The sequence below is a fragment of the Streptomyces sp. 17_S59 genome, assembly GCF_056930295.1.
Window position 1 is genome coordinate 1,844,589 of the sequence record NZ_JBXOWD010000001.1, and the last position, 25,892, is coordinate 1,870,480.

Here is a 25,892-nt window from a genome sequence, read left to right on the forward strand (position 1 = left end):
CGGGAACGTGTCCCAACGCCAGCCGGTGGAAGCGCAGATGCGCCTCCCACGCCTCCCCGGCGTCCTCACGGCCCTGCTCGTCCTGCTCGCCCTCCTGGCCGCCCTCACCGGCTGCGGCACGGCGGACGGCGGCTCCGGGAAGCACGGCAACGGCGCGAGCGGCACGCAGCCTGCGGCCGACCGGGTGGAGCCGCTGGCGGGCACTCCTGCACAGCAACTGCCCGTCACCGTGCGCTCGGCCGACGGCCGTGACGTCACCGTGCACGCCACTGATCGAATCGTCCCACTCTCCGGCTCGCTCTCCGAGGTGGTTTTCAGCCTCGGTCTGGGCGACCGCGTCGTCGCCCGCGATGTCACGGCCACCTTCGAGCAGGCCCGCGAACTGCCCGTCGTCACGCGCGCGCACGACGTCTCGGCAGAGAGCGTGCTCTCCCTCAAGCCCACGCTCGTCCTGGCCGAGACCACCACCGGCCCCGCCGAGGCCGTCGGTCAGATCCGGGCCGCGGGCGTCCCGCTCGTCGTCCTCGACCCCGCCAAGCGGCTCGACGACGTCGGCACGCGCATCGACAAGGTGGCGGCCGCCCTCGGCGCGCCCGCCGCCGGGGCCGAGCTGCGCAAGCGGACCGAGCAGCGCATGGACACGGCGAGGAAGGGCATCCCTGGAGAAGCCGCGGGCAAGAAGCCGCGCGTCGCCTTCCTCTACCTGCGCGGTTCCGCCTCCGTCTACCTCCTCGGCGGCGCGGGGTCGGGCGCCGACTCGCTCATCGAGGCCGCGGGCGGCGTGGACGCGGGCAAGGAGTCCGGGCTGAAGAAGGACTTCACCCCCATCACCAGCGAGGCCCTGGCCAAGGCCGCGCCGGACGTGATCCTCGTGATGACCAAGGGCCTCGAGTCCGTCGGCGGCGTGGACGGCCTGCTGAAGGTGCCCGGCGTCGGCCAGACCCCGGCCGGGCTCGACCGCCGCATCGCCTCCGTCGACGACGGCGTCCTGCTGAACTTCGGGCCTCGCACGGACGCCGTGCTCAAGTCCCTGGTCGACCAAATTCACGGCGGTGGTCGCTGACATGGCCGCCGTTACGGAGACGGGCACGGAGACGAATACGGAGACGGGCACGGGCGCCTCTGCCGACACCCTGCCGACGGCCACCGCCCCGCCCCGCCGCGCCCGCACCGCGTTCCTGCTGACGTGCGGGATGAGCACCGCGCTCGTCGTGCTCTGCGTGCTGTCGGCCGGCCTCGGCGCGTACGACATCCCCGTCGGCGACGTGCTGGGCTCGCTCCTGCACCGCACCGGCCTCGGCGGCGAGCCGCTCGACCGGGTCGGGGAGAGCGTGCTGTGGAACGTCCGGCTGCCGCGCGTGGTGCTGGCACTGCTCGTCGGCGCCTCACTGGGGTGCGCGGGGGCGCTGATGCAGGGGGTGTTCGGCAATCCGCTCGCCGAACCCGGCGTCATCGGCATCTCGTGGGGCGCAGCCGTGGGCGCGGTCGCCTCCATCTCGCTGGGCCTGAGCCTCTTCGGCACCTGGACGGTGACGGTCTGCGCGTTCGTGGGCGGGCTGGTGACGGTGGTGCTGGTGTACGCGCTGTCGCGCTCGGGCGGGCGTACGGAGGTGGTGACGCTCATCCTCACCGGCATCGCGGTGAACGCCTTCTCGGGCGCCCTCATCGGGCTGTTCGTCTTCCTCGCGGACAACGCGCAGGTCTCCCAGATCGCCTTCTGGCAGCTGGGCTCGCTCGCCCAGGCGACCTGGCCCAAGGTGCTCGCCGTCCTGCCGTGCGCCCTGGCCGGGCTGGCGATCGCGCCCTGGTACGCCCGGAAGCTGGACCTGCTGGCGCTGGGTGAACGCCCGGCGCGGCACCTGGGGGTGGACGTCGAGCGGCTGCGGATGGTGCTGGTGCTGGTGGTCGCGCTGCTGACGGCGGCCGCGGTGGCCGTCGCGGGCATCATCACGTTCGTCGGGCTGCTGGTGCCGCACCTGCTGCGGATGGCGGCGGGCCCGGCCCACCGCTTCCTGGTGCCGGGCAGCGCGCTGGGCGGTGCGCTGGTGCTGGTGGCCGCGGACCTGGCGGCCCGCACGGTGGCCCAGCCCGCGGAGCTGCCGCTGGGGGTCCTGACTGCGCTCTTCGGGAGCCCGTTCTTCTTCTGGCTGCTGCGGAGGACGCGGCGGAGGCAAGGGGGTTGGGCGTGACGTGTGCGCTCGACATCGGCGGCCTGCCCCGGCGGGTGTCCGGCCGGGGGTCCGGGGGTTGTCCCCCGGGAAAGCACAGCTGGCTGCTGCGGAGGACGCGGCGCAGGCAAGGGGGTTGGGCATGATCCGTACGCTTCTCCGACCGCGCACCCGCCGCCTCCCCTCTCCCACCCCGCCCGGCTCCGTGCGCGCCGAGGCCCGCTCGCTGCGCATGCGGGTCGGCGGCCGGACCGTGCTCTCCGGCGTGGATCTGACCGTCGCCGCCGGTGAGGTCCTCGCGCTCGTCGGGCCCAACGGGGCCGGCAAGTCCACCCTGCTGGCCGCCCTCGCGCACGACCTGCCCGCCGAGTCCGGCGAGGTCCTCGTCGACGGCCTCCCGGCCGGCGCCTGGACGGCCGCCGAACTCGCCCTGCGCCGGGCGCTGCTGCCGCAGGCTGCCGAGCTGTCGTTCCCCTTCACCGTGGCGGAGGTCGTGCGGATGGGCCGCACCCCCTGGGCGGGGACGGCCGCCGAGGACGAGGACGACGAGGCCGTGCGGGCGGCCATGGCCGCCACCGAGGTGGCCGGTTTCGCCTCCCGCTCGTTCGCGGCGCTCTCGGGCGGCGAGCGGGCGCGCGTGGCGCTGGCCCGGGTGCTGGCCCAGCGCGCCCCGCTCCTGCTGCTCGACGAGCCGACGGCCGCGCTCGACCTGCGCCACCAGGAACTCGTCCTGCGCATCTGCCGCGAGCGCGCCGCGGCGGGCGACGCCGTGGTGGTCGTCCTGCACGACCTCGGGCTCGCGGGTGCGTACGCGGACCGGGTGGCCGTCCTGCACGAGGGGCGGGTCGCGGCCGTCGGCCCGCCCCGGACGGTCTTCGAGCCCGGCTTGCTGAGCCGCGTCTATTCCCAGCCGGTCGAAGTAATTGATCATCCGCGCACGGGAGAACCCATGGTGATCCCGTTGCGCGATGGGCGAAATTTTGCCTCGTGAGAGCTGAATCACGCACCGAATGGGGAACAGGGAAGGCAAGCCTCAGATAAGTTAGGGCGGCCTTATCCGGCCGGTCGTTTTCGGCCATGCCCTGTTCCGTCCTGATTTCGAGAGCCTGGGAGCCCCCATGCGAGTCCTCCGCTCCTCCGCCGTCACCGCCATTGCGGTGGCCGCGGCCCTGACCGCCGTGTCCGGCTGCGCCGAGAAGTCCGACGGCAAGGGCTCGGACGCCGTCAAGGTGACCGCCTCCGACGACAAGTGCGAGGTCTCCACGACCTCTTTCGCCGCGGGGCACGTGAAGATCAATGTGGAGAACAAGGGCTCCAAGGTCACCGAGGTTTATGTCTACGCCCCGGACGACCGGATCGTCACCGAGCGCGAGAACATAGGCCCGGGCACCAAGGCCGAGATCACCGCGACCATCAAGGCCGGTTCGTACGAAATCGCCTGCAAGCCCGGCATGAAGGGCGACGGCATCCGGCAGAAGATCACCGTGACCGGCGACGGCGCGGAGAAGAAGGCCGACCCGGAGCTGGACAAGGCGGTCGCCGAGTACCGCAAGTACGTGCAGCAGCAGGCCGACGAGACCATCCCGCTGGCCCAGAAGTTCGCCGACGCGGTCAAGAGCGGCGACCTGGACGCGGCCAAGGCCGCCTACGCGCCCTCCCGCACCGGCTGGGAGCGCACCGAGCCGGTGGCCGAGTCCTTCGGTGACATCGACCCGAAGACCGACACCCGCGAGGACGGCCTGGAGAAGGACCAGAAGTGGACCGGCTGGCACCGGCTGGAGAAGTCCCTCTGGGAGAACAAGGCCATCACGGACGAGGACAAGGCCCTCGCCGACCAGCTGATGACGGACCTCAAGGAGTGGCAGAAGCGCGTCGGCACCGCCGAGATCACTCCGACCAGCATGGCCAACGGCGCCAAGGAACTCCTCGACGAGGTCTACCGGAACAAGATCACCGGTGAGGAGGAGCGCTACAGCCACACCGACCTGGCCGACTTCGAGGCCAACGTCGACGGTGCCGAGAAGGCCTACCAGCTGCTGAAGCCGGTCGCCGCCAAGAACGACGCCGCGCTCACCCAGGAACTGGACAAGCAGTTCGAGGCCGTGAAGAAGGCGCTCGGCGACTACCGCGAGGGCGACGGCTTCAAGGCGTACGACTCGGTCGGCAAGGACGACCGCAAGAAGCTCTCGGACGCGGTCAACGCCCTGTCCGAGCCGCTGTCCAAGCTCGCCGGCGTCGTGGTCAAGTAGGGGATCGGACGATGACTGACGCGAACACCACCGCGAACACTGCCGCGAACACCGCCGCCGAGTCGGCGAAGACCGAGGCGCCCGTCGAAGAGGCGTCCGCCGTGAAGACCGCGCGCCCGTCCCGCCGCGCCCTGCTCGGCTGGGGCGGCGCGGGCCTGGCCCTCGGCGCCGCCGCGGCCGGCGGCACGGCCGCCGCGCTGCGCACGGGCGGCGACGCCCAGCCGGCCGCCTCCGCCGGGGACGCGGTGACGTTCTTCGGCGCCCACCAGGCCGGCATCTCCACGCCCGTCCAGGACCGGCTGCACTTCGCCGCCTTCGACGTCACCACGACCGACCGCAACGCGCTGATCAAGCTGCTCAAGGAGTGGACGGCCGCCGCCGCGCGCATGACCGCCGGGCACGAGGTCGGCGAGGGCGCGATCAGCGACAACGAGGAGCTGCCGCCGGACGACACCGGCGAGGCCCTCGGCCTCAAGCCCTCCCGGCTGACCCTCACCTTCGGCATCGGCCCGGGCCTGTTCGAGAAGGACGGCAAGGACCGCTTCGGGCTCAAGTCCCGGCGCCCCCAGGCCCTGATCGACCTGCCCGCCTTCCCCAAGGACAACCTCGACCCGGCGCGCAGCGGCGGCGACCTGTGCGTCCAGGCCTGCGCCGACGACCCGCAGGTCGCGGTGCACGCGATCCGCAACCTGGCCCGCATCGGCATGGGCACGGTCGCGATCCGCTGGTCGCAGCTGGGCTTCGGCAAGACGTCCTCCACGACGCCGGACGCGCAGACCCCGCGCAACATGATGGGCTTCAAGGACGGCACCCGGAACATCGCCGGCACCGAGACCGCGCGCCTCGACAAGCACGTGTGGGTCGGCGAGAAGGACGGCCCGGACTGGATGACCGGCGGCTCGTACCTCGTCGCCCGCCGTATCCGGATGCACATCGAGACCTGGGACCGCACCTCGCTCAAGGAGCAGGAGGACGTCTTCGGCCGGGACAAGTCCGAGGGCGCCCCGGTGGGCAAGGACCGCGAGCACGACGAGCCGCTGCTGAAGGCGATGAAGCCGGACGCCCACGTGCGCCTGGCCCACCCCGACAGCAACAACGGCGTGACGATTCTGCGCCGCGGCTACTCCTTCACCGACGGCACCGACGGGCTGGGGCGGCTGGACGCGGGACTGTTCTTCATCGCCTACCAGCGCGACGTGCGGGACGGCTTCGTGCCGCTCCAGACGCAGCTCTCCCGCTCCGACGCGCTGAACGAGTACATCCAGCACGTGGGTTCGGCGATCTTCGCCGTGCCGCCGGGCGTCAAGGACAAGGACGACTGGTGGGGCAAGGCGCTCTTCGCGTGACCCCGGGTTTGCGTCTGACCCCGGGTCCTCATATGCCCCCGGGGCTTCGCATGACCCTTGGTTTCCGCGTGACCCTTGTTTTTTCTGTGGAAGGGGAAGCCGCGTGTTCGGCAACTACCTGATCGGCCTGCGCGAGGGCCTGGAGGCCAGCCTGGTCGTCTGCATCCTCGTCGCGTACCTGGTGAAGACCGGGCGCAAGGACGCCCTGCCCCCGGTCTGGCTCGGCATCGGCACGGCCGTGCTGCTGAGCATGGCCTTCGGCGCCGTGCTCCAGTTCGGCTCGCAGACGATGACGTTCAAGGCCCAGGAGGCCCTCGGCGGCTCCCTGTCGGTCATCGCCGTCGGCCTGGTGACCTGGATGGTCTTCTGGATGCGGCGCACCGCGCGGCACCTGAAGAAGGAGCTGCACGGCAAGCTGGACGCCGCGCTGGCGATGGGCACCACCGCCCTGGTCGTCACCGCCTTCCTGGCGGTCGGCCGGGAGGGCCTGGAGACCGCGCTGTTCATCTGGACCGCGGTACAGGCCACGGACGACGGCGTGCGGCCGCTCGTCGGCGCCCTGCTGGGGCTGCTGACCGCGGTCGTGCTGGGCTGGCTGTTCTACCGCGGCGCCCTGAAGATCAACCTCGCGAAGTTCTTCACGTGGACCGGCGCCATGCTGATCATCGTCGCCGCGGGCGTGCTCGCCTACGGCTTCCACGACCTGCAGGAGGCCGACGTCCTGCCGGGCCTCGGCGACAAGGCCTTCGACATCAGCTCGCAGATCCCGGTCGACAGCTGGTACGGCACCCTCCTGAAGGGCGTCTTCAACTTCCAGCCGGACCCGACCTGGCTCCAGGTCGGGGTGTGGGCGCTGTACCTCGTCCCCACCCTGGTGGTGTTCTTCGCTCCGGGGCGGACAGGTAGGGTGGCGCCGTCCCCAGCAGTCACCGAGGAGTCGAAGCGCGATGAGACGCCGGTCGCCACGTCGAGTGTTCCCGGCTCTGGCGGCGGCGCTGACGGTGCTGCTGACGGCGACGGGCTGCGTGACGGTGCACGGCGAACGGGCGGTGCTCCCGGCGGTGACCGGGAAGGCTGAGGCCGCAAAGGTCCTCCGCTCGTTCACGGAGGGCTACACCGAGGCGTACCGGAAGCTCGACCCGACCCTGGTGAACCGGGTCGAGACCGGTGCGCTCGCGGAGATCGGCCGGGCCGACCTCGCCGCCCAGCGCGCCCTGACGCCGGGCGGCAATCCCGGTTACCCGGCCCTGGTGCTGGACGACGCCCGGTTCGGCATCCCCAAGATGGCGGGCTGGCCGAAGTTCTTCGTCGCCGACACCCGCAGCAACCGCGACCGCAACCGCTGGCTCGTGGTGTTCACCCGGGACGGCGCGGGCCAGCCGTGGAAGGCCGCCTATCTGTCGCTGCTGGCCGAGGGGACGGTGCCCGAGTTCGCCGTCGGCGAGGACGGGTACGCCGAGGCGGTGCCCGTGGGCCCGGAGAAGCCCGCCACGGGGCTGGCCGCCGAACCGGCCGCGGTGAGCGGCGCGTACACGGACTACCTGCGCACCGGCGGCGGAAGCCTCTTCGCCGAGGGCGCCGCCACCTCGCAGCTGCGCGAGGAGCGCGCCAAGCTCGCCCGTACGACCGGCTTCTGGACCGAGTACATCGACTCCCCCGAGCAGGCGCCGGACTTCCCCGCGCCCGCCCTGCGCACCAAGGACGGCGGCGCGGTCGTCTTCTTCACCGCGCACCACCGGGAGAAGCGCACCATGGCCCAAGGTCTGCGGCCGACCGTCACCGACCAGCGCACCAAGGCGCTGCTCACCGGGGATCTGCGGACGGCGATCACCTATACGCGGGTGTCGGAGTCGGCCGTGGTGGTGCCGCCGAAGCAGGGGAACCCCTCCGGCAACTCCTCCGGCGGTCGGGGCGATCGGGTGGTCTTCCTCAACCGCATCGAGATGCTGACCGCCGCGAAGGGCGAGTGACGGCGCGGGCCGGTGCGGCCTGCTGCTGACGGCGCGGGCCGGTGCGGCCGGAGCCCGTGCGGGCAGGGCCTGCTGCGGTCAGCGGCCGATCGGCCAGGGGTGGGGCTGCTCGTGGTCCTGCTGCTCGCCCGCGTACTGGGCGCAGGCGTCGGTGAGCGCCTCCAGCAGGGTCAGCGGGTCGGGCAGCGGGTGCTCCGGGCCGCGCAGCCAGGCGACGCGCTCGTCGTTGGGCAGCTGCGAGGGCGGCAGCAGGACGTAGCTGCCCCGGCAGTGCCAGCGCAGGCCCGGGTGCTCGTCCATCGTCTCGGGATGGCAGTCCAGCTCGCAGGGCCACCACTCGTCCTCGTCGTCCGGGGTGCCGCGGGTGGCGGTGAAGAAGAGCATGCGGTCGGGGTCGACGGTGGCGACCGGTCCCACCTCGACGCCGGCCGATGTCAGCCGGTCCAGGGCTTGTCTGCCCGCCTCGGCGGGGACGTCCAGCACGTCGTGCGCGATGCCGGTGGCCGTGACGAAGTTCGCCTCCGGATGGCTGCGCAGCCACTTGGCGACCTTGTCCGCGTCCGTGCTGGCGAGGGTCTGCCAGGCGAAGGAGACCGGATGACGGCCGGGGGTGGGACAGCCGATGCGCTCGCAGGAACAGCCGTACCCGGACGGGTGCGCGGCCGGGGCCAGGGGGAATCCCGCGGCGGCCGCGGCCAGGAGCAGCTCCTCGCGGGCGGCTCCGGCGGCCGCCCCCGTGCCCGTATCGCCGCCCGCTCCGCTCCTGGGGCGGCGCAGCCACTGGGAGAACCTGCTCTTGCGTTCCATCTATCCCCTCACTTCGACCGCGGTCTCCGGTCAATGCTGCCACCATCCTGCTCCCGGCGTGACCGCCGGAGGTATCCGGGGGGTGTGAGACCGGCCGCGTCCGAGCGGCTCCGGAGCCCGGTTCGGGGCACGGCTCAGCGCTTGGCGATGCCGGCGAGGACCATGTCGACGAGAGTGTCGGTGAAGTCGTGGGTGAGCGGGGCCGTACGCATGAGCCAGCGCTGGGTGAAGGGGCCGAGGAGCATTTCGACGGCGATGCGCAGGTCGGCGTCCTCGGCCACCTGGCCCTGCTCCTGCGCGCTGCGCAGCCGGTCCATGTAGAGCCCGATGCCCGGCTCCATCAGCCTGCCGACGAACTCGGCGGACAGCTCGGCGTCGTGCGCACCGGCCGCGGCGAGGGCCCGGTAGGGGGCCTGGAAGACCGGGTCGTTGAACTCGTCGACGCTGGCCCGGAGTACGGCCTTGAGGTCGGCGGCCAGGTCTCCGGTGTCGGGCACCCCGCCCTCCTGGTCGCCCGCGTCCGCGGTGAAGGCGTCGAGCAGCACGGCGGCCTTCGAGGGCCACCAGCGGTAGATCGTCTGCTTGCCCACGCCCGCGCGGGCGGCGATGCCCTCGATGGTGAGCTTGTCGTAGCCCACTTCGGCGATCAGTTCCAGGGCGGCGTCGAAGATCGCGCGACGGGAGCGCTCGCTGCGGCGGGTGGAGTCGGGGGTCTTCGTGGAGGCCATGACGGGCAGTTTAGCGGGGTGTTGAGGCGAAACGTATCGTCTCCTTTCCCGTTCCTTCCCCATTTCTTTCCCATTGACAAGACGAACCGTCTCGTTCAAGCTTGAGCATGTTGCGAGACGATACGTCTCGTTCATGAGGGCGTCATCGCACGCCGTCGGACGTCGATCGAAAGGGGAACCCCATGACCCGAAGCGGCAACGGCAACATGCTCGGAGTCGGCGGCACCCGCAGCAACCTCGGGCGCCAGGCCCTCCGCGGCGCCGGGCGCGGCGGCCGCGGACCGGGCGGCGGCACCGACCCGAACGCGCAGAAGCGCGAGCTGCTGCGCGCCCTGCGGGAAGCGCGGCGGGGCGGCACCGCGGAAGCGTGAACAGCGCATGAGCGGGCGGTCCGTAAACCACCCGTACGGTTCATGCGCAACGGTCGCGCAGCGAGGACCATTTGGGCACGCACGGGAACCACGTGCGTGCCCAAAGCCACTGTGAGGAGCGCGACTTGAGAACCGGTGACGCCCCGCGTGCATCCACCCGCCGCCGCTATCTGATGTGCCCGCCGACGTACTTCCGGGTCACATATTCGATCAACCCCTGGATGGACCCGGGCAAGCCGGTCGACCTGCCGCTCGCCCTCGCACAGTGGGAGGACCTCCGCGACCGCTACCGCACCCTCGGCCACACCGTCGAGGAGCTGACACCGCGGCCCGGCCTGCCCGACATGGTCTTCGCCGCCAACGGGGCCACGGTCGTGGACGGGCGGGTGCTCGGCGCCCGCTTCACCCACCCCGAGCGCTGGGCCGAGGCCGCCGCGCACCTGGCCTGGTTCCGCGAGCACGGCTTCACGCACGTCCGCGAGCCCGAGCACGCCAACGAGGGCGAGGGCGACTTCGCCGTCACCGCCTCCTGGCTGCTGGCCGGGCGCGGCTTCCGCAGCAGCCCGCTCGCACACCCCGAGGCACAGGAGTTCTTCGGCCGCCCGGTCATCGGGCTCGACCTGGTGGACCCGCGCTACTACCACCTGGACACGGCGCTGTGCGTGCTCGACGGCGACGACGTCATGTACTACCCCGGCGCCTTCTCGGCGGGGAGCCGGGCCGTGCTGGAGCGGCTGTTCCCCGACGCGCTGATCGCGAGCGAGGAGGACGCGGCGGCGCTGGGGCTCAACGCGGTGAGCGACGGCAGACACGTCCTGCTGCCGCAGGCGGCGGTGGGGCTCTTCGAGCCGCTGCGGGCGAGAGGGTACGAGCCGCTGGGGATGGACCTGGGCGAGTTGATCAAGGGCGGCGGCAGCGTGAAGTGCTGCACGCTGGAGCTGCGCGAGTAGCCGCCCTGCTCAGGGAGTTCGGCTTGTCATGTGCGGGCCCGGAACTGGGCCCGCACATCCATACTGACCGCCGCCGTCAGTCCTCGGCAGGCGGCCACTCGTCGCCCCAGTCCGCGTCGCGGGCTGCGCGGTAGAGGGGGCCGTGGCGCTTCGTCACCGTCTCCCGGGCGAGCCCGTCCGCGGGCGTGCACAGCTCGAGCAGGACCTGCCCCTTGCGGATCTGCGGCTTGCGGACGATCCGGGCGGGCGCCGCGCCGGCCTCGTCGGTAGGGGCCTCGTCCGCGCGCACGGCGGCTACGTACGAGAACTTCTCGTCCTCGTACGCCAGCGAGCCCCCCTTGACCTGCCGGTGCAGGGAGGAGCGGCTCACCCGGGCCGAGAAGTGGCACCAGTCGCTGCCCGGCTCTATCGGGCAGGCCGCGCTGTGCGGGCAGGGGGCGACGACGCGGAAGCCGGCGGCGACGAGGCGGTCGCGGGCCTCGATGATGCGCAGGTAGCCGTCCGGGGTGCCGGGCTCGATCATCACGACGGCGCGGGCGGCGCGGGCGGCCTCGTCCGTCACCGCCCGGCGGCCGTCCTCGGTCAGCTCGCCGAGCACGTAGGAGACGGTGACCAGCTCCGCGTCGGGGATCGTGAGCCTGTCCCCGATGGTCCGCCGCTCCCACTTCGCGGCGCGCAGCGCCGGGGACGCGGCCGCACGGGCCAGCTCGGCGCCCAGGGCGAGGGCGGGCTCGGCCCAGTCCAGGACCGTGGTCTCCCGCTCGCCGCCCGGCCAGGCCGCCGCGACGGCCCAGGTGGCCGCCCCGGTGCCGCCGCCGACGTCCACGTGCGAGGCGGGCGCCCACTCCGGGAGGCGGTCGCGGAACGCCTCCAGCGCGGAGCGCACGGCCTCGAAGGTCGCGGGCATGCGGTAGGCGGCGTAGGCGACGACGTCGGAGCGGTCGCGCAGCACGGGCGTGTGGGTCGGGGTGCGCCCCCGGTAGTTGGCGATCAGCCGCTCGACGGCCTGGGCGGCCTGGCGGGGCGGCAGCCCGTCGAGGAGACCGGCGAGGGCGGTGCGGAGGTTCTCGCCGGTCGGCGGGTTTGCGGGGGCGTGCATTTGGCGAATTCTAGGCGCACTCGGCGGCTATGCGCCGTCGCTCACGCCCTCGCCCGCACCCTGCCGCGTACGCCACGGCCGGCACAGGCCGAGGAAGCAGACTACGGCCGCGAGCGTGCACCCCAGCTGCACCGCCGCCATCGGCACCGCGCTGTGCTCACCGGCGATCCCCACGAGCGGCGCGGTGACCGCCCCCAGCAGGAACGTGGACGTGCCCAGCAGCGCCGACGCCGTCCCGGCGGCGTCCCGCGACCGCACCATCGCCTGCGCATTGGTGTTGGGCATGACCAGGCCCATGGCCGACGTCAGCACGAAGAGCCCGGCCGCGACCGGCGCCAGGCCCGGCCGGCCGAAGACTCCGGACGTCATGAGGAGGAGCGCGGCCGTCGCGGCCACCACGACTGCAAGGCCAACGCCCAGGGTCTTCTCCAGGCTGACCCGCCCGACCAGCAGCTTGCCGTTGATCTGCCCCACGGCGACCATGCCGACGGAGTTCAGGCCGAAGAGCAGGCTGAAGGTCTGCGGGGAGGCCCCGTAGATGTCCTGGACGACGAAGGGCGAGGCGGAGATGTAGGCGAAGAACGCGGCGAAGGCGAAGCCGCCCGAGAGCATGTAGCCGGTGAAGGCCCGGTCGGCGAGCAGCCCGCTCATCGTGCGCAGGGCCTGCCCGAGCCCGCCGGAGTGCCGGCGCGCGGGCGGCAGGGTCTCGCCCAGGCTGCGCCACACCAGCAGGGTGAGGCCGATGCCGACGGCGGTGAGGGCGACGAAGACACCGCGCCAGTCGGTCAGCCGCAGGACCTGCCCGCCGATGAGCGGCGCGACGACGGGCGAGACGCCGGAGATCAGCATCAGGGTGGAGAAGAAGCGGGCCATGGCCACGCCGTCGTAGAGGTCGCGGACGACGGCGCGGGCGATGACGATCCCGGCCGCACCCGCAAGCCCCTGGACCAGCCGGAAGGCAATCAGCAGCTCCACGGTGGGCGCGAAGGCGCAGACGGCCGTGGCGACGATGTAGACCAGCATGCCGGCGAGCAGCGGACGGCGGCGCCCCCACTTGTCGCTCATGGGGCCGACGACGAGCTGCCCCAGGGCCATGCCCATCAGGCACGCGGTCAGGGTGAGCTGGACAGTCGCGGCCGGGCTGCGCAGCGAGTCGGTGACCTGCGGCAGGGCCGGGAGGTACAGGTCCATGGAGAGCGGCGGGAGGGCGGTGAGCCCGCCGAGGACGAGGGTGACGATCAGGCTCGTACGGCGGGCGGCGGAGGCGGGGGCCGCCGCTGCGGCCGACCCGTCGGCTATTCGGTCGGAGGCGGCGGCCGTACCGGGGCCGGAATCCGTCATTCGGCACTCCATGGGGGTCACGCGTGGGGCACAAGGACACACGGGGATTTACTGCAACTTTCAAAAATACCTCATGGAGACACACAAACGATCGAATCCGACCCCGGAAGATCCGAACTGTGTCCTACGCCGCACTGAACCCCGGAGCCCCGGCCTCCGACACGAACCGCGCGGCGGTCTCGATGGGGGCGCCGGGCCGGACGGCATAGGGCATCGAGCGGAAGTCGGCCTGGAGCCTGCTGCCGTCGAGCGAGACGACCACATACCCCCGCCGCTCGTCGTAGTACTTCATGTGGGGATTGGCGGCGAGCTGGAGCGTCCAGTCCTCGGGCCGCTCGGCGCCGTCGAACCCGCTGGAGACGGAGGTCCCGACCACCTCGACGCCGAGGGTGCGGGAGCCGGGGTCGTCGAAGTCCTCCTTGATGTCCATGGCGTAGTGGTTGTGGTTGTCACCGGAGAGGACGACGAGGTTCTGGAGCCCGGCCTGCCCGGCCCCGGCGAGGATGCGGTCGCGGGAGGCGGGGTAGCCGTCCCAGGCGTCCATGTTGAGGGGGGAGCGGTCCGCCGTGGTGTTCTTGCAGCGGCAGAAGACGACCTGCTGGACGACGACGTTCCACAGGGCGGTGGAGCTGCGGAACCCGTCGAGCAGCCAGCGCTCCTGCGCCTCGCCGGTGAGGGTGCGGGCGGGGTCCTCGGACTCGGGCCCCGGGTACTGCCAGCCGTCGCCGTACGCCTGGTCGGAGCGGTACTGGCGGGTGTCCAGGATGTCGAACTGGGCCAGCCGCCCGTACAGGAAGCGCCGGTGGAGCAGCGCGTCGGGGCCCGAGGGCCGCTGTGCCTCGCGGAGCGGCATGTTCTCCCAGTAGGCGCGGTAGGCGGCGGCGCGGCGGGCCCGGAAGACGTCGACGGGGTCGTTGTGCTGCGAGATGTCGGCCGCGTAGTTGTTCTCGACCTCGTGGTCGTCCCAGGTGACGTACCAGGGGTGGGCGGCGTGGGCGGCCTGGAGGTCGGGGTCGGACTTCCCGAGGGCGTAGCGGAGCCGGTAGTCGGTGAGGTTCCAGGTCCAGTGACTGAAGAAGTCGGGGAGGGGCGTATCGGTGTAGTTCCGCGCTCCCGCCTGGGCGTTGATCGCGTTCTCGTAGATGTAGTCGCCGACGAAGAAGACGGCGTCGAGGTCTTCCTGGGCGAGGTGGGCGAGTGCGGTGTAGTAGCCCTCGTCGTACTGCTGGCAGGAGAGGAGCCCGAAGCTCGCGCCGGCAACGGCGGCATCGGCGGCGGGTGCGGTGCGGGTGCGGCCGACGGGGCTGATCCACCGGCCGGTGCGGAAGCGGTACCAGTAGGTGGTGGCGGGTTCGAGCCCCTGCACGTCGAGGTGGACGGTGTGGTTGTCGGCGGCGGGTGCGGTGGCGGTACCGCTCTGCACGAGCCGACGGAACGAGTCGTCGGATGCCAGTTCCCACTGGACGTCGAGGGCGCCGTCGGCGGGTAAGCCGTTGCCCGGCTCGTAGGGCTTGGGGGCGAGTCTGGTCCAGAGGACGACGGAGTCGGGGAGGGGATCACCGGAGGCGACGCCGAGGGTGAACGGATTGACGTCGAAGGTTTGTTGGGGGGTCATGCCCTCAGACTGCGCGTGACGGGCGTGACTGTGAAGGTGTGTGGTACTGAACCTTGCGTGGCAAGGGGGAACGACGGCCGTACACCACCGGGATGGCCGATTCGAGGTGTACCGTCCCGCTACGTGAATCCGGACGAAGACCCTCCACCACGACGCTTCCGTGCCTGGCTCTACGGGACGGCGGGCGGGCTGGCGCTACTGCTGGCGGCGCTGGTCCCGATCGCGGCGAAGGCCGGCCCCTGGGCCGGAGCCGAGGACGCCCCGGGGCAACGCCCAGCCACCCTCGACGGCTCGGCGAGGATCACCGCCCTCTCCCCCCTGAAGGCGGAGCCCGCAACCCCGGACGTCACGAGGGTGAAGGTAAAAGTGACCTTCACCGGCCTGAAAGGCAAGGCGGCCTCGCTCTCCTGGCACACGTACAACGACGAGACAAAGCTGGCCATGAGCGAGGACGGCACCCTGACATCCCCGGTCCTGGGCTGGGAGACGACCGACTGGAAGCCCGTGATCGCGGTGGAGACGCCACCGGTCCCCTGGCAACTGGAGGTGAGGGCGTACGGCCCGGACGGCACGGAACTGACCACGGACCACTCGCACTTCACTTTCAAGACACCGTAGAAACCGCAAATCTGGCCGAACAGCAGGCAACCCGACCGCTCCCCGCCCCGTGTTCCCCAATGAAGCACCAGTACGAGCACGAGCACAGGACCACAGGGAGGCCCCCCATGAACCACGCACGCCACCTGGCCATAGCCGGCACCCTGAGCGCCGCCGTCCTCACCGGCACCACAGCCCTCGCCGCCACCGCCACGGCGGCGGCCCCGCGCCCCGCCCTGACCGCCCAGCCGAGCGCGTCCTCGGTCAACGCCTGGCAGGAATTCCGCGTCGGCGGCAAGGCGACGGGGATCAAGGTGGGCACGGTGGTCACGCTCCAGCAGAAGCAGGGCAAGCAGTGGGTCTCGCTCCCGGCGAGCGTCTCGGTGAACAAGGCGTCGACGTACTCGATGCGCGTGAAGCTGGGCATCAAGGGCAAGAACGCGCTGCGGGTGGCGGGGGGCGGGGCGATCTCGCCGGAGTTCTCGGTGGTGGTGCGGTGAGGGCGGCGGCGGGCTGCTGAGGGGGGCAGGGAGCCGCGCCGGAGGGGGCTCCGCTCAGGCGGGGCTTCCCGCCTCAGTCGGATTCGGATTCCCGCTGGTGGAGTGCCGCACCGGGAAACAGGCCGACATCCGCTGCCCGACCGCTACGGTGGATGGCATGCCGACACCGCAAGGAGTGCCATCCGTGAGTGATCAGCAGTGAGCCTCCGCCAACTTGAATTCGCAGGTCAAAGGGCTGGCGTGACGCCCGTTCGGGGTGCTCACGCTGGTCGTGGGCGGCTGTCTGAGGAGTAGATCGTCTGACGGGGCAGTCGACTCACCGGTGTCCGGTGGCATCGGACTCTGAGCATGTGCCACCTCGCCGGACGCGAGTTCACGCCAGCGGAGGCTGACTGATCTGCCCAGGCCCCTGACCTGGCACGATTGCTCCATGAATACCAATGACACATTGGAATCCGTGCCAACCGTTAACGTACGCCTGTGGCACGCAGACGCCGTCGTCCTGTTCGACTGGCTGATGAGTACCGACCTGAACTCGGTACCGATCACGCATCCAGCTCAGAAGCAGGCACTGGCCGACCTGCTGTCCCGGTTCGAGTGGGCAGCTGATGTAGATGTCACAGCATCTACCCGCGAGGAGATCGCGGCTGCGCAAGCGGAGGTCGCCAAGGACATGGGCTGGTAGGAAAGTAAGCCGCGCCCAGCCTCCCCTGGCAATCGGTGAAGGTTCACCCGTCGCTGGGCAGCCGGTTTCTACTCGCAGTGGCCGGGCGGCCTTCTACGATCCGTTGTATGGATCCTGAGTTGCTGGAACGGATCACCGCGCGGCGGGCGGAACTGGACGAACTCGAAGAACAGCTGGCCAAGCAACTGGCGGAGGTGAAGGCCGAGCGCGACGAACTTGCCGTTGCTGAGAAGGTCCTGGAGCGGATGAGCGAGCAGCTCGCCGAGGAGCGGGCCGCGTTCGCGCCGACGCCCGGGCAGGTGGGTGGCCGGGCGGTGATGATGATCCCGCACCGCGCGCCTGATGTGGAGGAGACGGCGCTCCCGCCGGACTACCAGCGGATCCTGGCCGTCGTGCGGCAGGCCGCCGGTCCCGTCATGGCCCGGCAGGTCGGCGAGGTGCTGGGGGTGGACGTCAGCGTGAGGAGCAAGCTGGAGCCGCTGCGCGGGAAGCTGGTCAGACTGGTCGACCGCGGCTGGCTGCGGAAACAGCCCGACGGCCGGTTCACCACCCGGCTGTGACCACGGACGCTGTTGTCCGTGGTCGGTGCTGAACGGGCGTAACCGGGGTGTCCCCGGTGGCCGTTGGAAATGTGTGACGAAATCCGAAGAACACACCGAGGACACCTGCCCGTTTGTCTACCAGTGCCGCCTGCCGCTGTCCACGCGCACCGTCAACTACCTCGCCGGTCTGCTGCGGCACCATCTGAAGACGATCCGGTCGAGGTGGCGGATCCTGCCGCCCGGACGGATCGCGGTGATCGTCCTGGCCGTGCTGCGCCACGACCAGCGCCTGGCCGACATGGCCGGCGGCAACAACGTGTCCGAGTCCACCGTCCGGCGCTGGCGCGACGAGGTGATCGCCCTGCTCGCCGTGCAGGCCCCGCGCCTGGACCGCGCGTTGAAGAAAATCGCTCGGCAAGGTGGAGAACTGATCCTGATTGACGGCACCCTTGTCCACACTCAGCGCCGCACCGGGAAGGCCGACCGCAGAAACTACTCCGGCAAGCACCGCCATCACGGCCTGCACTTCCTCGCCCTCACCGACGAGAGGGGCCGCCTGGTCTGGATCTCCGCCACCCGGCCCGGCCGTACCCACGACAACACCGCAGCCCGCCACGACCACATCCTGGCCCATCTGCGTGCCGCCGGCCTCGGCGCCCTCGCGGACCTCGGCTTCCGCGGCCTGGACAACGACGTACTCGACCCTGTGATCGTCACCGGATTCCACGCCAGCCGCACCCACAAGCTCACCCCCGGCGAGAAGGAAGCCAACCGCGTCCTGGCCGTCGGACGGGCGCCGGTCGAGCACGGCTTCGCCCACCTCAAGAACTGGCGCGTGCTGACCAAGCTCCGCACCGATCCCGCCCGCGCCACCCAGCTCCTGCGCGCTCTGCTCGTCCTGACGAACCTTGAAGTCAACCGCTGACGGACGATCTACGGCGCAGACTGTCGCCCACGACCAGCACGAGCACCCCGGAGCATGGTCACACCAGCCCTGCTGACCTGGGATTTTCAGGTTGGCGGAGGCTCAGTGGGACAGCATCCTCGCCGAAGCCCGTGAGCAGTCCGGCTACAGCGGGCCGATCCCGGGCCAAACCGTCGCAGACATCGAGGCCGCGCTGGCAGAGCAGCGCCGCGGCACCTACCGGGAAGAGCTGGCCCGCCTCGGCGACGGCGCCACGTTCGACGCGTTCCTCGACCACTGGTGGGTGCAGGCCATCGCCGACTCCGCGGAGGAGCCCTCTCGCGAAGTCGCCGTCGACTGCGCCGACATCGCCCTCGCGCTGCACGTCAAGTCCCACCCGGGCCCCACGTTCACCACGGCCCAGGTCGAAGCGATGCTCGGCGAGGACGCCGCGTGACGTACACGATCGCCTAAGGGTTCCGGCTCGCTTCACAAGGAGGGACGGCGGCAGCAGTTGGCCGCTTGCTGTACCGCGTCCAGCGCCAAATCCCACGGGTACGACGCCACCCGGCTGCCGCCCGTTCCCGGGGCGTGCGGTGTCCATTCCCCAGAGCCGTACAGCACCCGCACCCCGCTGCTACGCAGAGTCTCGATCGAGCGCCGCGTAGCCGGATGTGTATCCAGAGCCGTCGACCAGGAGGGCAACGCCACCACAGGCAAGCCAATGCCCACAGCCTCGGCGACGAGCCCGAGGGCATACGTGTCGGCGATACCGGCCGCCCATTTGTTGACCGTGTTCATCGTCATCGGCGCCACGATGACCGCGTCCGCGGGCGGGTTGCGCTTCTCCTCGCCTGAGCGCCGCCAGTCGCTGCGCACGGGGCGTCCGGATGCGGCCTCCAGGGCCGACTGATCGATGAAATTGCCCTCGACGGCGGCTCGGGTCGCGATGACGCAGACGTCCCAGCCCCGGTCCATCGCGTCCGTCACCAGTCGCACAGCATCCCCTGCCGGGCCTGCGGCGCAGACGATCAGGTACAAGACCGGGCGGCTCATGCAACAACCCGTGCCCGAGACGCCAAAGAACGCAGCTGAGGCACTCGCCCATGCCTGTCACGCATCAGCAACTCTCCGATCAGCTCTCGGACCACCGTACGAGACCGTACCTCCTGAGGAGCCTCTCTTTCAGCTGCCAAAAGGGCCGCGGTAGCCTTCTCCGTCCTCCCGCACGCCTGGAGAGCGCGGGCAACATCAGTCCAGAAAACCGCTCGCCGTTCCGCCACGGTCAGCCTGTCGACGCTTACCTTCCGGGCTTCGGAAAGTGCCCGCCCTGCGTCTCCGAGGGTGAGCGCGATGGAGACCCTGTGCAGAAGGACATTGTTCGGCCCGAAGGCTGTCCATTGCCGGTTCGACTCTCCCAAAAGTTTGGCCGCGCGCTCGGCCTCGTCCAGAAGTACTTCGGCTGTATGCCGGTCGTTCGCGACAGATGCCGCCCAAGCTCCCCGAAGCAGCAAAGCACCGAACACGGCGACCATGTCAGGACTCGACCGGGAAACGGAACCAGCAATCTGATCCGCCCCTCGGACGGCCACACCGACCCCTTGGGCCACATGCCCGACGGCAGCCACCGCATGGGTCAGGATGCGGGATGCGGAAGCAACAGCCTTGGGATCCTCCGTCCGACGAGCTGCTGCTACGGCACGATCAGCGGCAATCCAAGCCGACGCCGCGTCGTTGTGCTTCAGGAGAAGCGTTGCAGCCGTGTGATACGCGTGAGCAGCAATGTGATCGACCCGATGCTGTTCGTCAGCAGAGGAGCGCTGCGTCCCGAGTTCAACCAGTAGACCAGGAAGGGTGGTTGCCAACCGCGTGTACCGGCACCCCTGAACCTGTCGCTTGGCAGCGGCCGCGGATCGCTCGAGTGCTCTGGGGGTGCTCGGCTCGGTCGTGCAGGTCACGCCACCTGTAAGGACCTCCCGAAGCTGCTCCATGGGATCGACGGCAGGCGGGGAAAGGAGGTTCTCCACAGATGCGGGGACGGCCATTGTTCCGACCGCGGCAAGCGAGCACGCCATGAAATCGCGTCTCTTCACAGGACCATCCTGCGCTGTACTGCTCGCCACCACATTGCCGGGCCGCCGACTCGTCCGACGGAACCCTAGTTCTTCAACGGACCGTTGAAGCAGAGCGCAAAGGACTGTCCGCGTAGTCGGGTGGGGCCAGCCAGGCTGTCTGGACTCCCAGCGCCGCACCTGCCGGACCGAGATCGTCAGGTTGAGGCCCAGCCCTCTTGCCATCTGCTCGAACGCTTCGACGAGTTCCTCTTGTGTGTGGATCCCCTGCGCAATACGTGCTTGCACGAAGAGCGGGTTTCCTGGCCCGTTGGGCATGGATGGCCTCCGCAGGTCTGTCGTGTACCTCAACGTAGCGTGACAACTACAGGGAGGACTGGGAAACGTCCTGCCAAATGTCCTGCGAAGCGGCCGCAGATCCGGCCTGGCCCACGGCTCCGGTCAACGATGTGCTTGCGGCATGACGTTTCCAGCCACAGCCGCATCCGTCGGAGGCCCTCGTGACTGAGCTACCCCACTGGTTGTCTCTGGCTTCCACCGATCCCCTGTTTGCGACCAGCCTCTGGCAGACGGGCAGGCCCGCCCCTCTCCGGGCCGGCGACCAGTGGGACGTGGTCCAGCTCGACTTCACCCTGGCCACCGCTGCCATCACGCACCTCAAGACTCAGAACCACCGCATCGGCCCCTACCTCATGAGCGGCACCGAACGCCTCATGTGGTGGCTGCTCCCCCTCGGCACCGGCTACCGCCTCACCGGCATGCCCGGCGTCATCGTCTGCCCCACCGGTTGGTCATTCGTCGCACCGCCGCCTGCCAAGCACGTCGGCAGCCGCGTCTGGGTCCTCCCAGAACAAACGCAGGCAAGCAACCAATGCCCCGCCCTCACCTCACCCGGCAGCCTGTGCGCCGCCGTTCACTCCGCCCGCCATCAGCTCACCCAGCGAGCAATGGTGACCCCATGACCACTAGCTGAGCGCGAGCAGAGCCCCCAGCCGGCTCTCTCGCGCCGCAGCCCCCCCTCGCGCGAAGAACGGAGGAACCACATGCGTGTTGCTCTCGTATATCCCGAGGTACTGGATCTGGCACGGTTCAAGGAAAACCGCAAGGAGTTCCCACCTTTCGGGGTGCTCTATCTGGCTGCCGTCGCCGAGGCGGCCGGCCACGAAGTCCGAGTGATCAAGGTCAGCAGCGGTGACCACGTACGCGATTTCTCCGGCTTCGAAGCAGTTGCCTTCACGATTCCGTCCTCGGCCACCTACGGGGTCATCCGCGACTGCCGCCGTGACAGTTCGTACCACGGCCACCCTCTAGTGATCGCGGGTGGCGTCCATCCAAACTTCTACCCTGAGCAGACCCTCCTCGACATCGAGCCGGACGCGGTGGGCATCGGTGAAGGCGAGGAGACCTTCCTCCAGCTCCTCGCCGCAGGCCGCAACCGGCGCTTCGACGAGATCAACGGAATCTGCTATCAACGCTCCGGCACCGTTGTACGCACCCCGCCGCGCACGCTGCTCAAGAGCATCGACAGCCTGCCGTTACCCGCCCGGCACCTGCTGCCGACCGAAGACCTGGTGATGTCCGACCGGCTCTCGAACACCGACCTGCGCATGGCGCACGTCATGTTCAGCCGAGGATGCCCGTTCCCCTGCCGCTTCTGCGCAGCAGCCCAGACCCGTATCCAGTACCGGTCCGGACCGAACACCCGTCGTGAGCTGATCGGCATGATTGAGCGATACGGGATCGAGGGCTTCGCGATCGTGGACGACAACTTCATCGTCAACAAAAACAAGGTTCGCGACATCTGCGCAAGCATCACCGACCTCGGCCTCCGCTGGTCGGCGTTGTCTCGCGTGGACACCGTGGACGAACCGCTTCTCGAGGACATGGCGCGTTCCGGCTGCCTGGAGATCAAGTACGGCATGGAGTCCGGCAGCCCGAAGATCCTCAAGGCCATGCGGAAGAACATCACCGGTGACCACATCCGCCGCACCGTCCGATGGACCCGCAACGCAGGAATCAACATCAAGCTCTTCCTCATCCATGGCTATCCAGGAGAAGACCGGCAGACCACCCGGGAAACGATGGACCTCCTGGAGGAGGTCTCCCCCGCCGTAGAGCGCGTCTCTCTCTTCCGCTTCGTCCCCCTGCCGGGCACGTACGTGTACGACCATCCGGAGGAGTTCGACCTCCACGGGACCAGCAGCCAACCGGGCTGGACCGGCGACTGGGGCCAATACCACATCCATCACAACGACAAGCACTGGTGGGGCACCCAGGACCAATTCACCGAAGTCCAGGCCGGGTACGAGGAGCTGGCGACCATGGTCGGCGAGCTGTGGCCGGACCGGCACCAACCTCCGACATCGGCCACAACGGACTGATCGCAACCACTACGCTCGGATGTTCCTTATGACTCCCGGGCCTCAATAGCCCCCGCCCTCAGAGGAGCATCCCAGTGGCCCCCATTGTGACGCTGCCCGCAGATGTCGAACGGGCAGCGGTGGCCACCCGCCATGGCTGGGGCCACGCGCCCGGCCCGAACGCTCTGGCCGCACTTGCAGATGCTCAGGCCGGGCTGCACGCGGCCCGGCTCTTGACCCCTTACGTCACCGCCCACACGCGCATTCCGTCCTTCGCGGCCCTGCACCTCAGACAGGCCCTGACCCGGGACGGTTCGTTGGTGAAGGTGCGCTGTATGCGTCGCACCCTGCACCTGTGGCCATTGGGCCAGGCCGCCGATGCCCACACCGCCACGCTGCGCCTCCGGCTTGGAGCCACCAAGGCCACCGCGCGTCGGCACAACATAAGCCCGCTCGAACTGGAACGCTGGGGCGGCCTCGCCCGCGAAGCGCTCGCTGTCGGCCCCCTCGACTACCGCAGCTTGCAAGCGCACCTGGCCAAGGAACAGTCCGGTACTCCCATCGAGACCATCAGGCTCGGGATCAAGTGGGCGTGGGAGTCCGGACACCTCACCTGCCGCAACACCGCCTCCTCGCTGCACCGCGAGCAGCGAGAGTTCGCGCTCCTCGAGCACGCCCACCCCGGCCTGACCCTTAACGACACTGATCCACGCTCCGCCACCGTGGCACTCGTCCGCCGGTACCTGCACGCCTACGGACCCGCCGCCGAGACCGACCTGCTGTGGTGGTCGGGCCTCACCCGCGCCGAGGTGGCCCCCGCTCTCGCGGCACTTCAGTCAGAGATCGCACCCGTACGTGTCGAAGGACTCGCCGATCCGCTCCTGGTGCTCGACGAGGACCTTGAGCATCTCCGTGCCACGCCGCCGCTACCCGCCGACGATGTCCGTCTGCTCGCGTTCGAGGACCCGACGTTCAAGGGCTACTTCAGCACCCGCACCCGCTACCTCGACCCCGCCGACGCGACACGCGCCTTCAACGCAATTGGCGAAGTGCACGCAACGATCACCATGGCCGGCCGGATCATCGGCACTTGGGCATGGGACAAGAGGACCCGGACCGTACGGTTCGAACTCTTCGCCCGTCCTACGCGTGGGATCATCCCCATGATCCGGCAGCAGCTCGCAGCAGCTGAGGCTTTCTTGCGCACCGAGCCGTCGTGAGTCCCTTTCACTCGATGGGTGAAAACGGGACCACGGGCGCATACGAGCGGCCATAATCGCTGTCATTCACCAGACCAGACCCACGAGAAACGCGCACCGCTGTGACCACTACCGAACGGCACCGCCGCATCTGCGACGTTCACCTTCTCCTCGTCCGGGACGACCAGGTCCTCCTCAGTCTCCGCCGGGGCGGCTACGCCTCGGGGCTTTGGCAGGTCCCCAGCGGGCACCTGGAAGCCCTCGAACCCACGGACAACGGGACGGTCCGTGAGGGACTGGAGGAGATCGGCGTCCGCGTTCTCCCCGATCGGCTGGAGTTCGCACACTTCATCGACCATCGTGCACCGGGCGAGGAGCCCCGACTCGGCGTCTTCTATCTCGCCCGTTCCTGGGAGGGCGAGCCGTACAACGCCGAGCCCTCGAAGTGTGGCGGGATCGGCTGGTTCACGTTCGACGAGATCCCGGAGAACACCGTGCCGTACCACGCGGCCGCCCTCGCGCACATCGCGACCGGACGCGTGCGTTCGCGATTCGGCTGGGAACAGGCGCTTGCCTGACGCACCTCTCATGCCAATAGGCAGCGGTCCACCGCCGGCGGCGAAAGTCCACGCTGGTCGGCCTTCCCGCAAACGTTCAGCATCGACCCGGATCATGGCCCCCACGCCCTGCTCACCAAGCCACTCTAGAATGAGCAGCGTCGCATCCTCGACGCCGCTGTCCGGTTCCAGCTTGGGCCAGCGCCCCTTCGCCTTGGTCATGACCGCAACCGTACTCAGCATGCCTTCCTTCACTCAGCCTGTGAGCGGGCCACCGACCGCCGTTGGAGGCAATGCCTCGGCGGCTTCCGGGACGACCGGAGTCTCCATGGGCTTACCGATGTCCGCCAGGTTTATCGTTGCCTTGACCCCGGCCGACCCCATGGGGCAGTTGAGGCGGATGCGGACTATGCGCCCATCTCGGTTGAGCCAGACGTCCGCGAAGGCGGGGATATCTCCGCCTATTTTCTGGCGTGCGGCATCAACCTTGGCGCGTCTCTCCTCCGCCATCCGGAGCGTGAGCGTCTCGTGGTCCACCCTGCCGCGGTAGTGCACCGCCGACGCGCCGTTCACGTTCTCCTCGCCAACCTTCGTAACGTGGCGCAACCGTGCCACCTGACGGAGGACGTGTTCGGGGTCGTTCACTGGTGCGCGAAACAGGTAGTGGGCCTCGGCCTGGTCCCGGGGAGTCGATCGCCAGGCAGTGTCGCCGTTTCTCTCTTCCGGCATCCTGAAATATACGGTGCCCTCGGCGAAGACCTCGTCGAGGCGCACTGGTCTTCCAGCGCCCTGAAGGCTGGCCGTCAGAAGGCCTTTGCCGCCGGTCATGTCAAAGCTGCCTCTGACGGACACCGTGAGCGTCTCACTGTCATAGCTCATCTCGACCTCTTCGTCGATCCGAGCCGTCGTGTTCGTCATTGCAGCCACCGCGGCCCGTATCACCGCACCATGATCGGCAGGCGCACTGGCCACGGAGGCAGATGCGGACGCCGCTGCGGGCTGCTGCGGCTTCTTCGTCCGGTCCGTGGAACATGCCGAGCACAGCAGGACAACGGAACCGACAAGGGCGACTAATCGCCGCATTTTCTCTCCAGGGCGCCGTGGCGGGGTATCGCCGAAATTCCCCCAATATCGAACAGCAATCGTACCGTTCGCGGAGGCTTTCGGAACGACCGGCAGAGCCTTGAATCCCGTTGCTGAGCGCCCTCCCAGACCTGTCGACGGCATCGGCAAGTATCAGGGCGCGGTGAAAAACGCGCTCATGCCGTCGACGTCCGACAGGTAGCTGTCGATGGCCGTGATCCGGCCGTCGCGGAAGCTCAGCACGGTCGCGAGGTACTCATCGAGCTTGCGGCCGTCATGAGCGGTCGCCGTGTTGTGGAGCGAGAGGGCTGCGCCCTGTGCACCGACGAGTACGTGCAGCAGCTCGGTACGCAGTCCCCGGCAGCCTGGCGCTTTCACTACCTGGCAGTGCCGAGCGCGTCTACGGTGCGCAGGGCTCGTGGTCGAAGTCCGGCGCTCAGGAAGGGTCGCCGAGCCCGGCGACAACCGCACTCAGCCGCCCCATGGCGTGTGCCACGCCGAGCCCGTCCATGTAGTCGCGCACATGCACCAGCCGACCGTCGCGGATCCGCATCACCAGGAGGCAGGGGATCCTGAAGGGGAGGCCGCAGCTGTTTCCGGCATGGCGGCAGGACTCCGTTCAACTGAGTCGTGCGAACGAACGCGCGAGAGCGGCCAAGCTCCGCTTGTGGCAACCGTTTTGGAGACCTCCTTCGCGGCACTCTACGTGGGGGGGCGCAATCCGTTGGCCCCCATCGGGGTTCTTGCCC

General features: G+C 69.7%; 28 protein-coding genes. 20 read left to right on the forward strand and 8 right to left on the reverse strand.

The annotated features are described in order from the left end of the window. Positions 1-37: 37 nt before the first annotated feature. The 7 genes from AC1Z4A_RS08035 to AC1Z4A_RS08065 all read left to right on the forward strand — a co-directional run bounded on the left by AC1Z4A_RS08035 (position 38) and on the right by AC1Z4A_RS08065 (position 7,733). Positions 38-1,063: a heme/hemin ABC transporter substrate-binding protein gene (locus AC1Z4A_RS08035; RefSeq protein ID WP_483677166.1), complete on the forward strand. Its 1,026-nt coding sequence runs from the start codon at positions 38-40 to the stop codon at positions 1,061-1,063. Position 1,064: 1 nt separating this feature from the next. Beyond that, positions 1,065-2,189 (forward strand): FecCD family ABC transporter permease, encoded by a 1,125-nt coding sequence (locus AC1Z4A_RS08040; protein WP_483677167.1) that lies wholly within the window; start codon positions 1,065-1,067, stop codon positions 2,187-2,189. 121 nt (positions 2,190-2,310) lie between these two features. Beyond that, positions 2,311-3,159, forward strand: coding sequence for a heme ABC transporter ATP-binding protein (locus AC1Z4A_RS08045; RefSeq protein WP_483677168.1), 849 nt, complete (start codon positions 2,311-2,313; stop codon positions 3,157-3,159). A gap of 127 nt (positions 3,160-3,286) precedes the next feature. Further along, a complete protein-coding gene (gene efeO, locus AC1Z4A_RS08050; RefSeq protein ID WP_483677169.1) occupies positions 3,287-4,417 on the forward strand; it encodes an iron uptake system protein EfeO in 1,131 nt (376 codons plus the stop codon). Positions 4,418-4,428: 11 nt separating this feature from the next. Beyond that, on the forward strand, positions 4,429-5,763 hold the full coding sequence (gene efeB / locus AC1Z4A_RS08055) for an iron uptake transporter deferrochelatase/peroxidase subunit (RefSeq protein ID WP_483677170.1): 1,335 nt from the start codon (positions 4,429-4,431) through the stop codon (positions 5,761-5,763). A gap of 103 nt (positions 5,764-5,866) precedes the next feature. Further along, on the forward strand, positions 5,867-6,841 hold the full coding sequence (gene efeU, locus AC1Z4A_RS08060) for an iron uptake transporter permease EfeU (RefSeq protein WP_483677171.1): 975 nt from the start codon (positions 5,867-5,869) through the stop codon (positions 6,839-6,841). Then, positions 6,735-7,733, forward strand: coding sequence for an SCO2278 family lipoprotein (locus tag AC1Z4A_RS08065; RefSeq protein WP_483677172.1), 999 nt, complete (start codon positions 6,735-6,737; stop codon positions 7,731-7,733). The genes efeU and AC1Z4A_RS08065 overlap by 107 nt, the downstream gene beginning before the upstream one ends. Positions 7,734-7,811: 78 nt before the next feature. On the opposite strand, the gene AC1Z4A_RS08070 is transcribed toward AC1Z4A_RS08065, so the two are convergent. Together AC1Z4A_RS08070 and AC1Z4A_RS08075 are read right to left on the reverse strand one after the other, a co-directional pair. After that, entirely contained in the window at positions 7,812-8,540 is a 729-nt protein-coding gene (locus AC1Z4A_RS08070) for a bifunctional DNA primase/polymerase (RefSeq protein ID WP_483677173.1), read from the reverse strand. A gap of 134 nt (positions 8,541-8,674) precedes the next feature. Continuing rightward, on the reverse strand, positions 8,675-9,268 hold the full coding sequence (locus AC1Z4A_RS08075; protein ID WP_483677174.1) for a TetR/AcrR family transcriptional regulator: 594 nt from the start codon (positions 9,266-9,268) through the stop codon (positions 8,675-8,677). A 182-nt stretch (positions 9,269-9,450) separates the two neighbouring features. Here AC1Z4A_RS08075 and AC1Z4A_RS08080 point away from each other — a divergent pair, with 182 nt between their 5' ends. Both AC1Z4A_RS08080 and ddaH read left to right on the forward strand, forming a co-directional pair. Next, positions 9,451-9,639, forward strand: a complete 189-nt coding sequence (locus AC1Z4A_RS08080; protein ID WP_483677175.1) for a DUF6243 family protein — start codon at positions 9,451-9,453, stop codon at positions 9,637-9,639. Positions 9,640-9,764: 125 nt separating this feature from the next. Beyond that, positions 9,765-10,589 (forward strand): dimethylargininase, encoded by an 825-nt coding sequence (ddaH, locus tag AC1Z4A_RS08085; protein WP_483677176.1) that lies wholly within the window; start codon positions 9,765-9,767, stop codon positions 10,587-10,589. 76 nt (positions 10,590-10,665) lie between these two features. Here ddaH and AC1Z4A_RS08090 read toward each other — a convergent pair whose 3' ends face one another. From AC1Z4A_RS08090 to AC1Z4A_RS08100, 3 genes are all read right to left on the reverse strand, one after another. Next, positions 10,666-11,688 (reverse strand): small ribosomal subunit Rsm22 family protein, encoded by a 1,023-nt coding sequence (locus tag AC1Z4A_RS08090; protein ID WP_483677177.1) that lies wholly within the window; start codon positions 11,686-11,688, stop codon positions 10,666-10,668. A gap of 27 nt (positions 11,689-11,715) precedes the next feature. Then, positions 11,716-13,029, reverse strand: a complete 1,314-nt coding sequence (locus tag AC1Z4A_RS08095; RefSeq protein ID WP_483677178.1) for a multidrug effflux MFS transporter — start codon at positions 13,027-13,029, stop codon at positions 11,716-11,718. A 124-nt stretch (positions 13,030-13,153) separates the two neighbouring features. Beyond that, positions 13,154-14,644 (reverse strand): alkaline phosphatase D family protein, encoded by a 1,491-nt coding sequence (locus tag AC1Z4A_RS08100; protein WP_483677179.1) that lies wholly within the window; start codon positions 14,642-14,644, stop codon positions 13,154-13,156. A 123-nt stretch (positions 14,645-14,767) separates the two neighbouring features. On the opposite strand from AC1Z4A_RS08100, the gene AC1Z4A_RS08105 reads away from it, so the two are divergent. The 6 genes from AC1Z4A_RS08105 (at position 14,768) to AC1Z4A_RS08130 (ending at position 18,329) form a co-directional block, all read left to right on the forward strand. After that, positions 14,768-15,262, forward strand: coding sequence for a hypothetical protein (locus AC1Z4A_RS08105; protein WP_483677180.1), 495 nt, complete (start codon positions 14,768-14,770; stop codon positions 15,260-15,262). Positions 15,263-15,369: 107 nt separating this feature from the next. After that, on the forward strand, positions 15,370-15,741 hold the full coding sequence (locus AC1Z4A_RS08110; RefSeq protein WP_483677181.1) for a hypothetical protein: 372 nt from the start codon (positions 15,370-15,372) through the stop codon (positions 15,739-15,741). 430 nt (positions 15,742-16,171) lie between these two features. Then, entirely contained in the window at positions 16,172-16,426 is a 255-nt protein-coding gene (locus AC1Z4A_RS08115; protein WP_483677182.1) for a hypothetical protein, read from the forward strand. 107 nt (positions 16,427-16,533) lie between these two features. Then, a complete protein-coding gene (locus AC1Z4A_RS08120) occupies positions 16,534-16,986 on the forward strand; it encodes a hypothetical protein (RefSeq protein WP_483677183.1) in 453 nt (150 codons plus the stop codon). Positions 16,987-17,059: 73 nt separating this feature from the next. Continuing rightward, complete coding sequence (locus tag AC1Z4A_RS08125) at positions 17,060-17,893, forward strand: transposase family protein (protein ID WP_483677184.1); 834 nt, start codon at positions 17,060-17,062, stop codon at positions 17,891-17,893. A 91-nt stretch (positions 17,894-17,984) separates the two neighbouring features. Continuing rightward, positions 17,985-18,329 carry a hypothetical protein gene (locus AC1Z4A_RS08130; protein ID WP_483677185.1) on the forward strand — a complete coding sequence of 115 codons (345 nt, stop codon included), beginning with the start codon at positions 17,985-17,987 and terminating at the stop codon, positions 18,327-18,329. Positions 18,330-18,361: 32 nt separating this feature from the next. Here the strand turns inward: AC1Z4A_RS08130 and AC1Z4A_RS08135 are convergent, their stop codons facing one another. Further along, on the reverse strand, positions 18,362-18,913 hold the full coding sequence (locus AC1Z4A_RS08135; protein WP_483677186.1) for a flavoprotein: 552 nt from the start codon (positions 18,911-18,913) through the stop codon (positions 18,362-18,364). A 323-nt stretch (positions 18,914-19,236) separates the two neighbouring features. On the opposite strand from AC1Z4A_RS08135, the gene AC1Z4A_RS08140 reads away from it, so the two are divergent. From AC1Z4A_RS08140 to AC1Z4A_RS08160, 5 genes are all read left to right on the forward strand, one after another. Then, on the forward strand, positions 19,237-19,716 hold the full coding sequence (locus AC1Z4A_RS08140; protein ID WP_483677187.1) for a hypothetical protein: 480 nt from the start codon (positions 19,237-19,239) through the stop codon (positions 19,714-19,716). A 728-nt stretch (positions 19,717-20,444) separates the two neighbouring features. Beyond that, entirely contained in the window at positions 20,445-20,906 is a 462-nt protein-coding gene (locus AC1Z4A_RS08145; protein WP_483677188.1) for a hypothetical protein, read from the forward strand. Positions 20,907-20,987: 81 nt separating this feature from the next. Next, positions 20,988-22,325: a B12-binding domain-containing radical SAM protein gene (locus tag AC1Z4A_RS08150; protein WP_483677189.1), complete on the forward strand. Its 1,338-nt coding sequence runs from the start codon at positions 20,988-20,990 to the stop codon at positions 22,323-22,325. 74 nt (positions 22,326-22,399) lie between these two features. Beyond that, positions 22,400-23,524, forward strand: a complete 1,125-nt coding sequence (locus AC1Z4A_RS08155) for a DNA glycosylase AlkZ-like family protein (RefSeq protein ID WP_483677190.1) — start codon at positions 22,400-22,402, stop codon at positions 23,522-23,524. 101 nt (positions 23,525-23,625) lie between these two features. Then, the gene (locus AC1Z4A_RS08160) at positions 23,626-24,081 is read left to right on the forward strand and encodes an NUDIX hydrolase (RefSeq protein ID WP_483677191.1); all 456 of its coding nucleotides are present in this window, start codon (positions 23,626-23,628) and stop codon (positions 24,079-24,081) included. Between the two features lie 234 nt (positions 24,082-24,315). Here the strand turns inward: AC1Z4A_RS08160 and AC1Z4A_RS08165 are convergent, their stop codons facing one another. Further along, positions 24,316-25,287, reverse strand: coding sequence for an SCO4651 family lipoprotein (locus AC1Z4A_RS08165; protein ID WP_483677192.1), 972 nt, complete (start codon positions 25,285-25,287; stop codon positions 24,316-24,318). A 9-nt stretch (positions 25,288-25,296) separates the two neighbouring features. Beyond that, positions 25,297-25,521, reverse strand: coding sequence for a nuclear transport factor 2-like protein (locus AC1Z4A_RS08170; protein ID WP_483677193.1), 225 nt, complete (start codon positions 25,519-25,521; stop codon positions 25,297-25,299). Positions 25,522-25,892 lie beyond the last annotated feature (371 nt).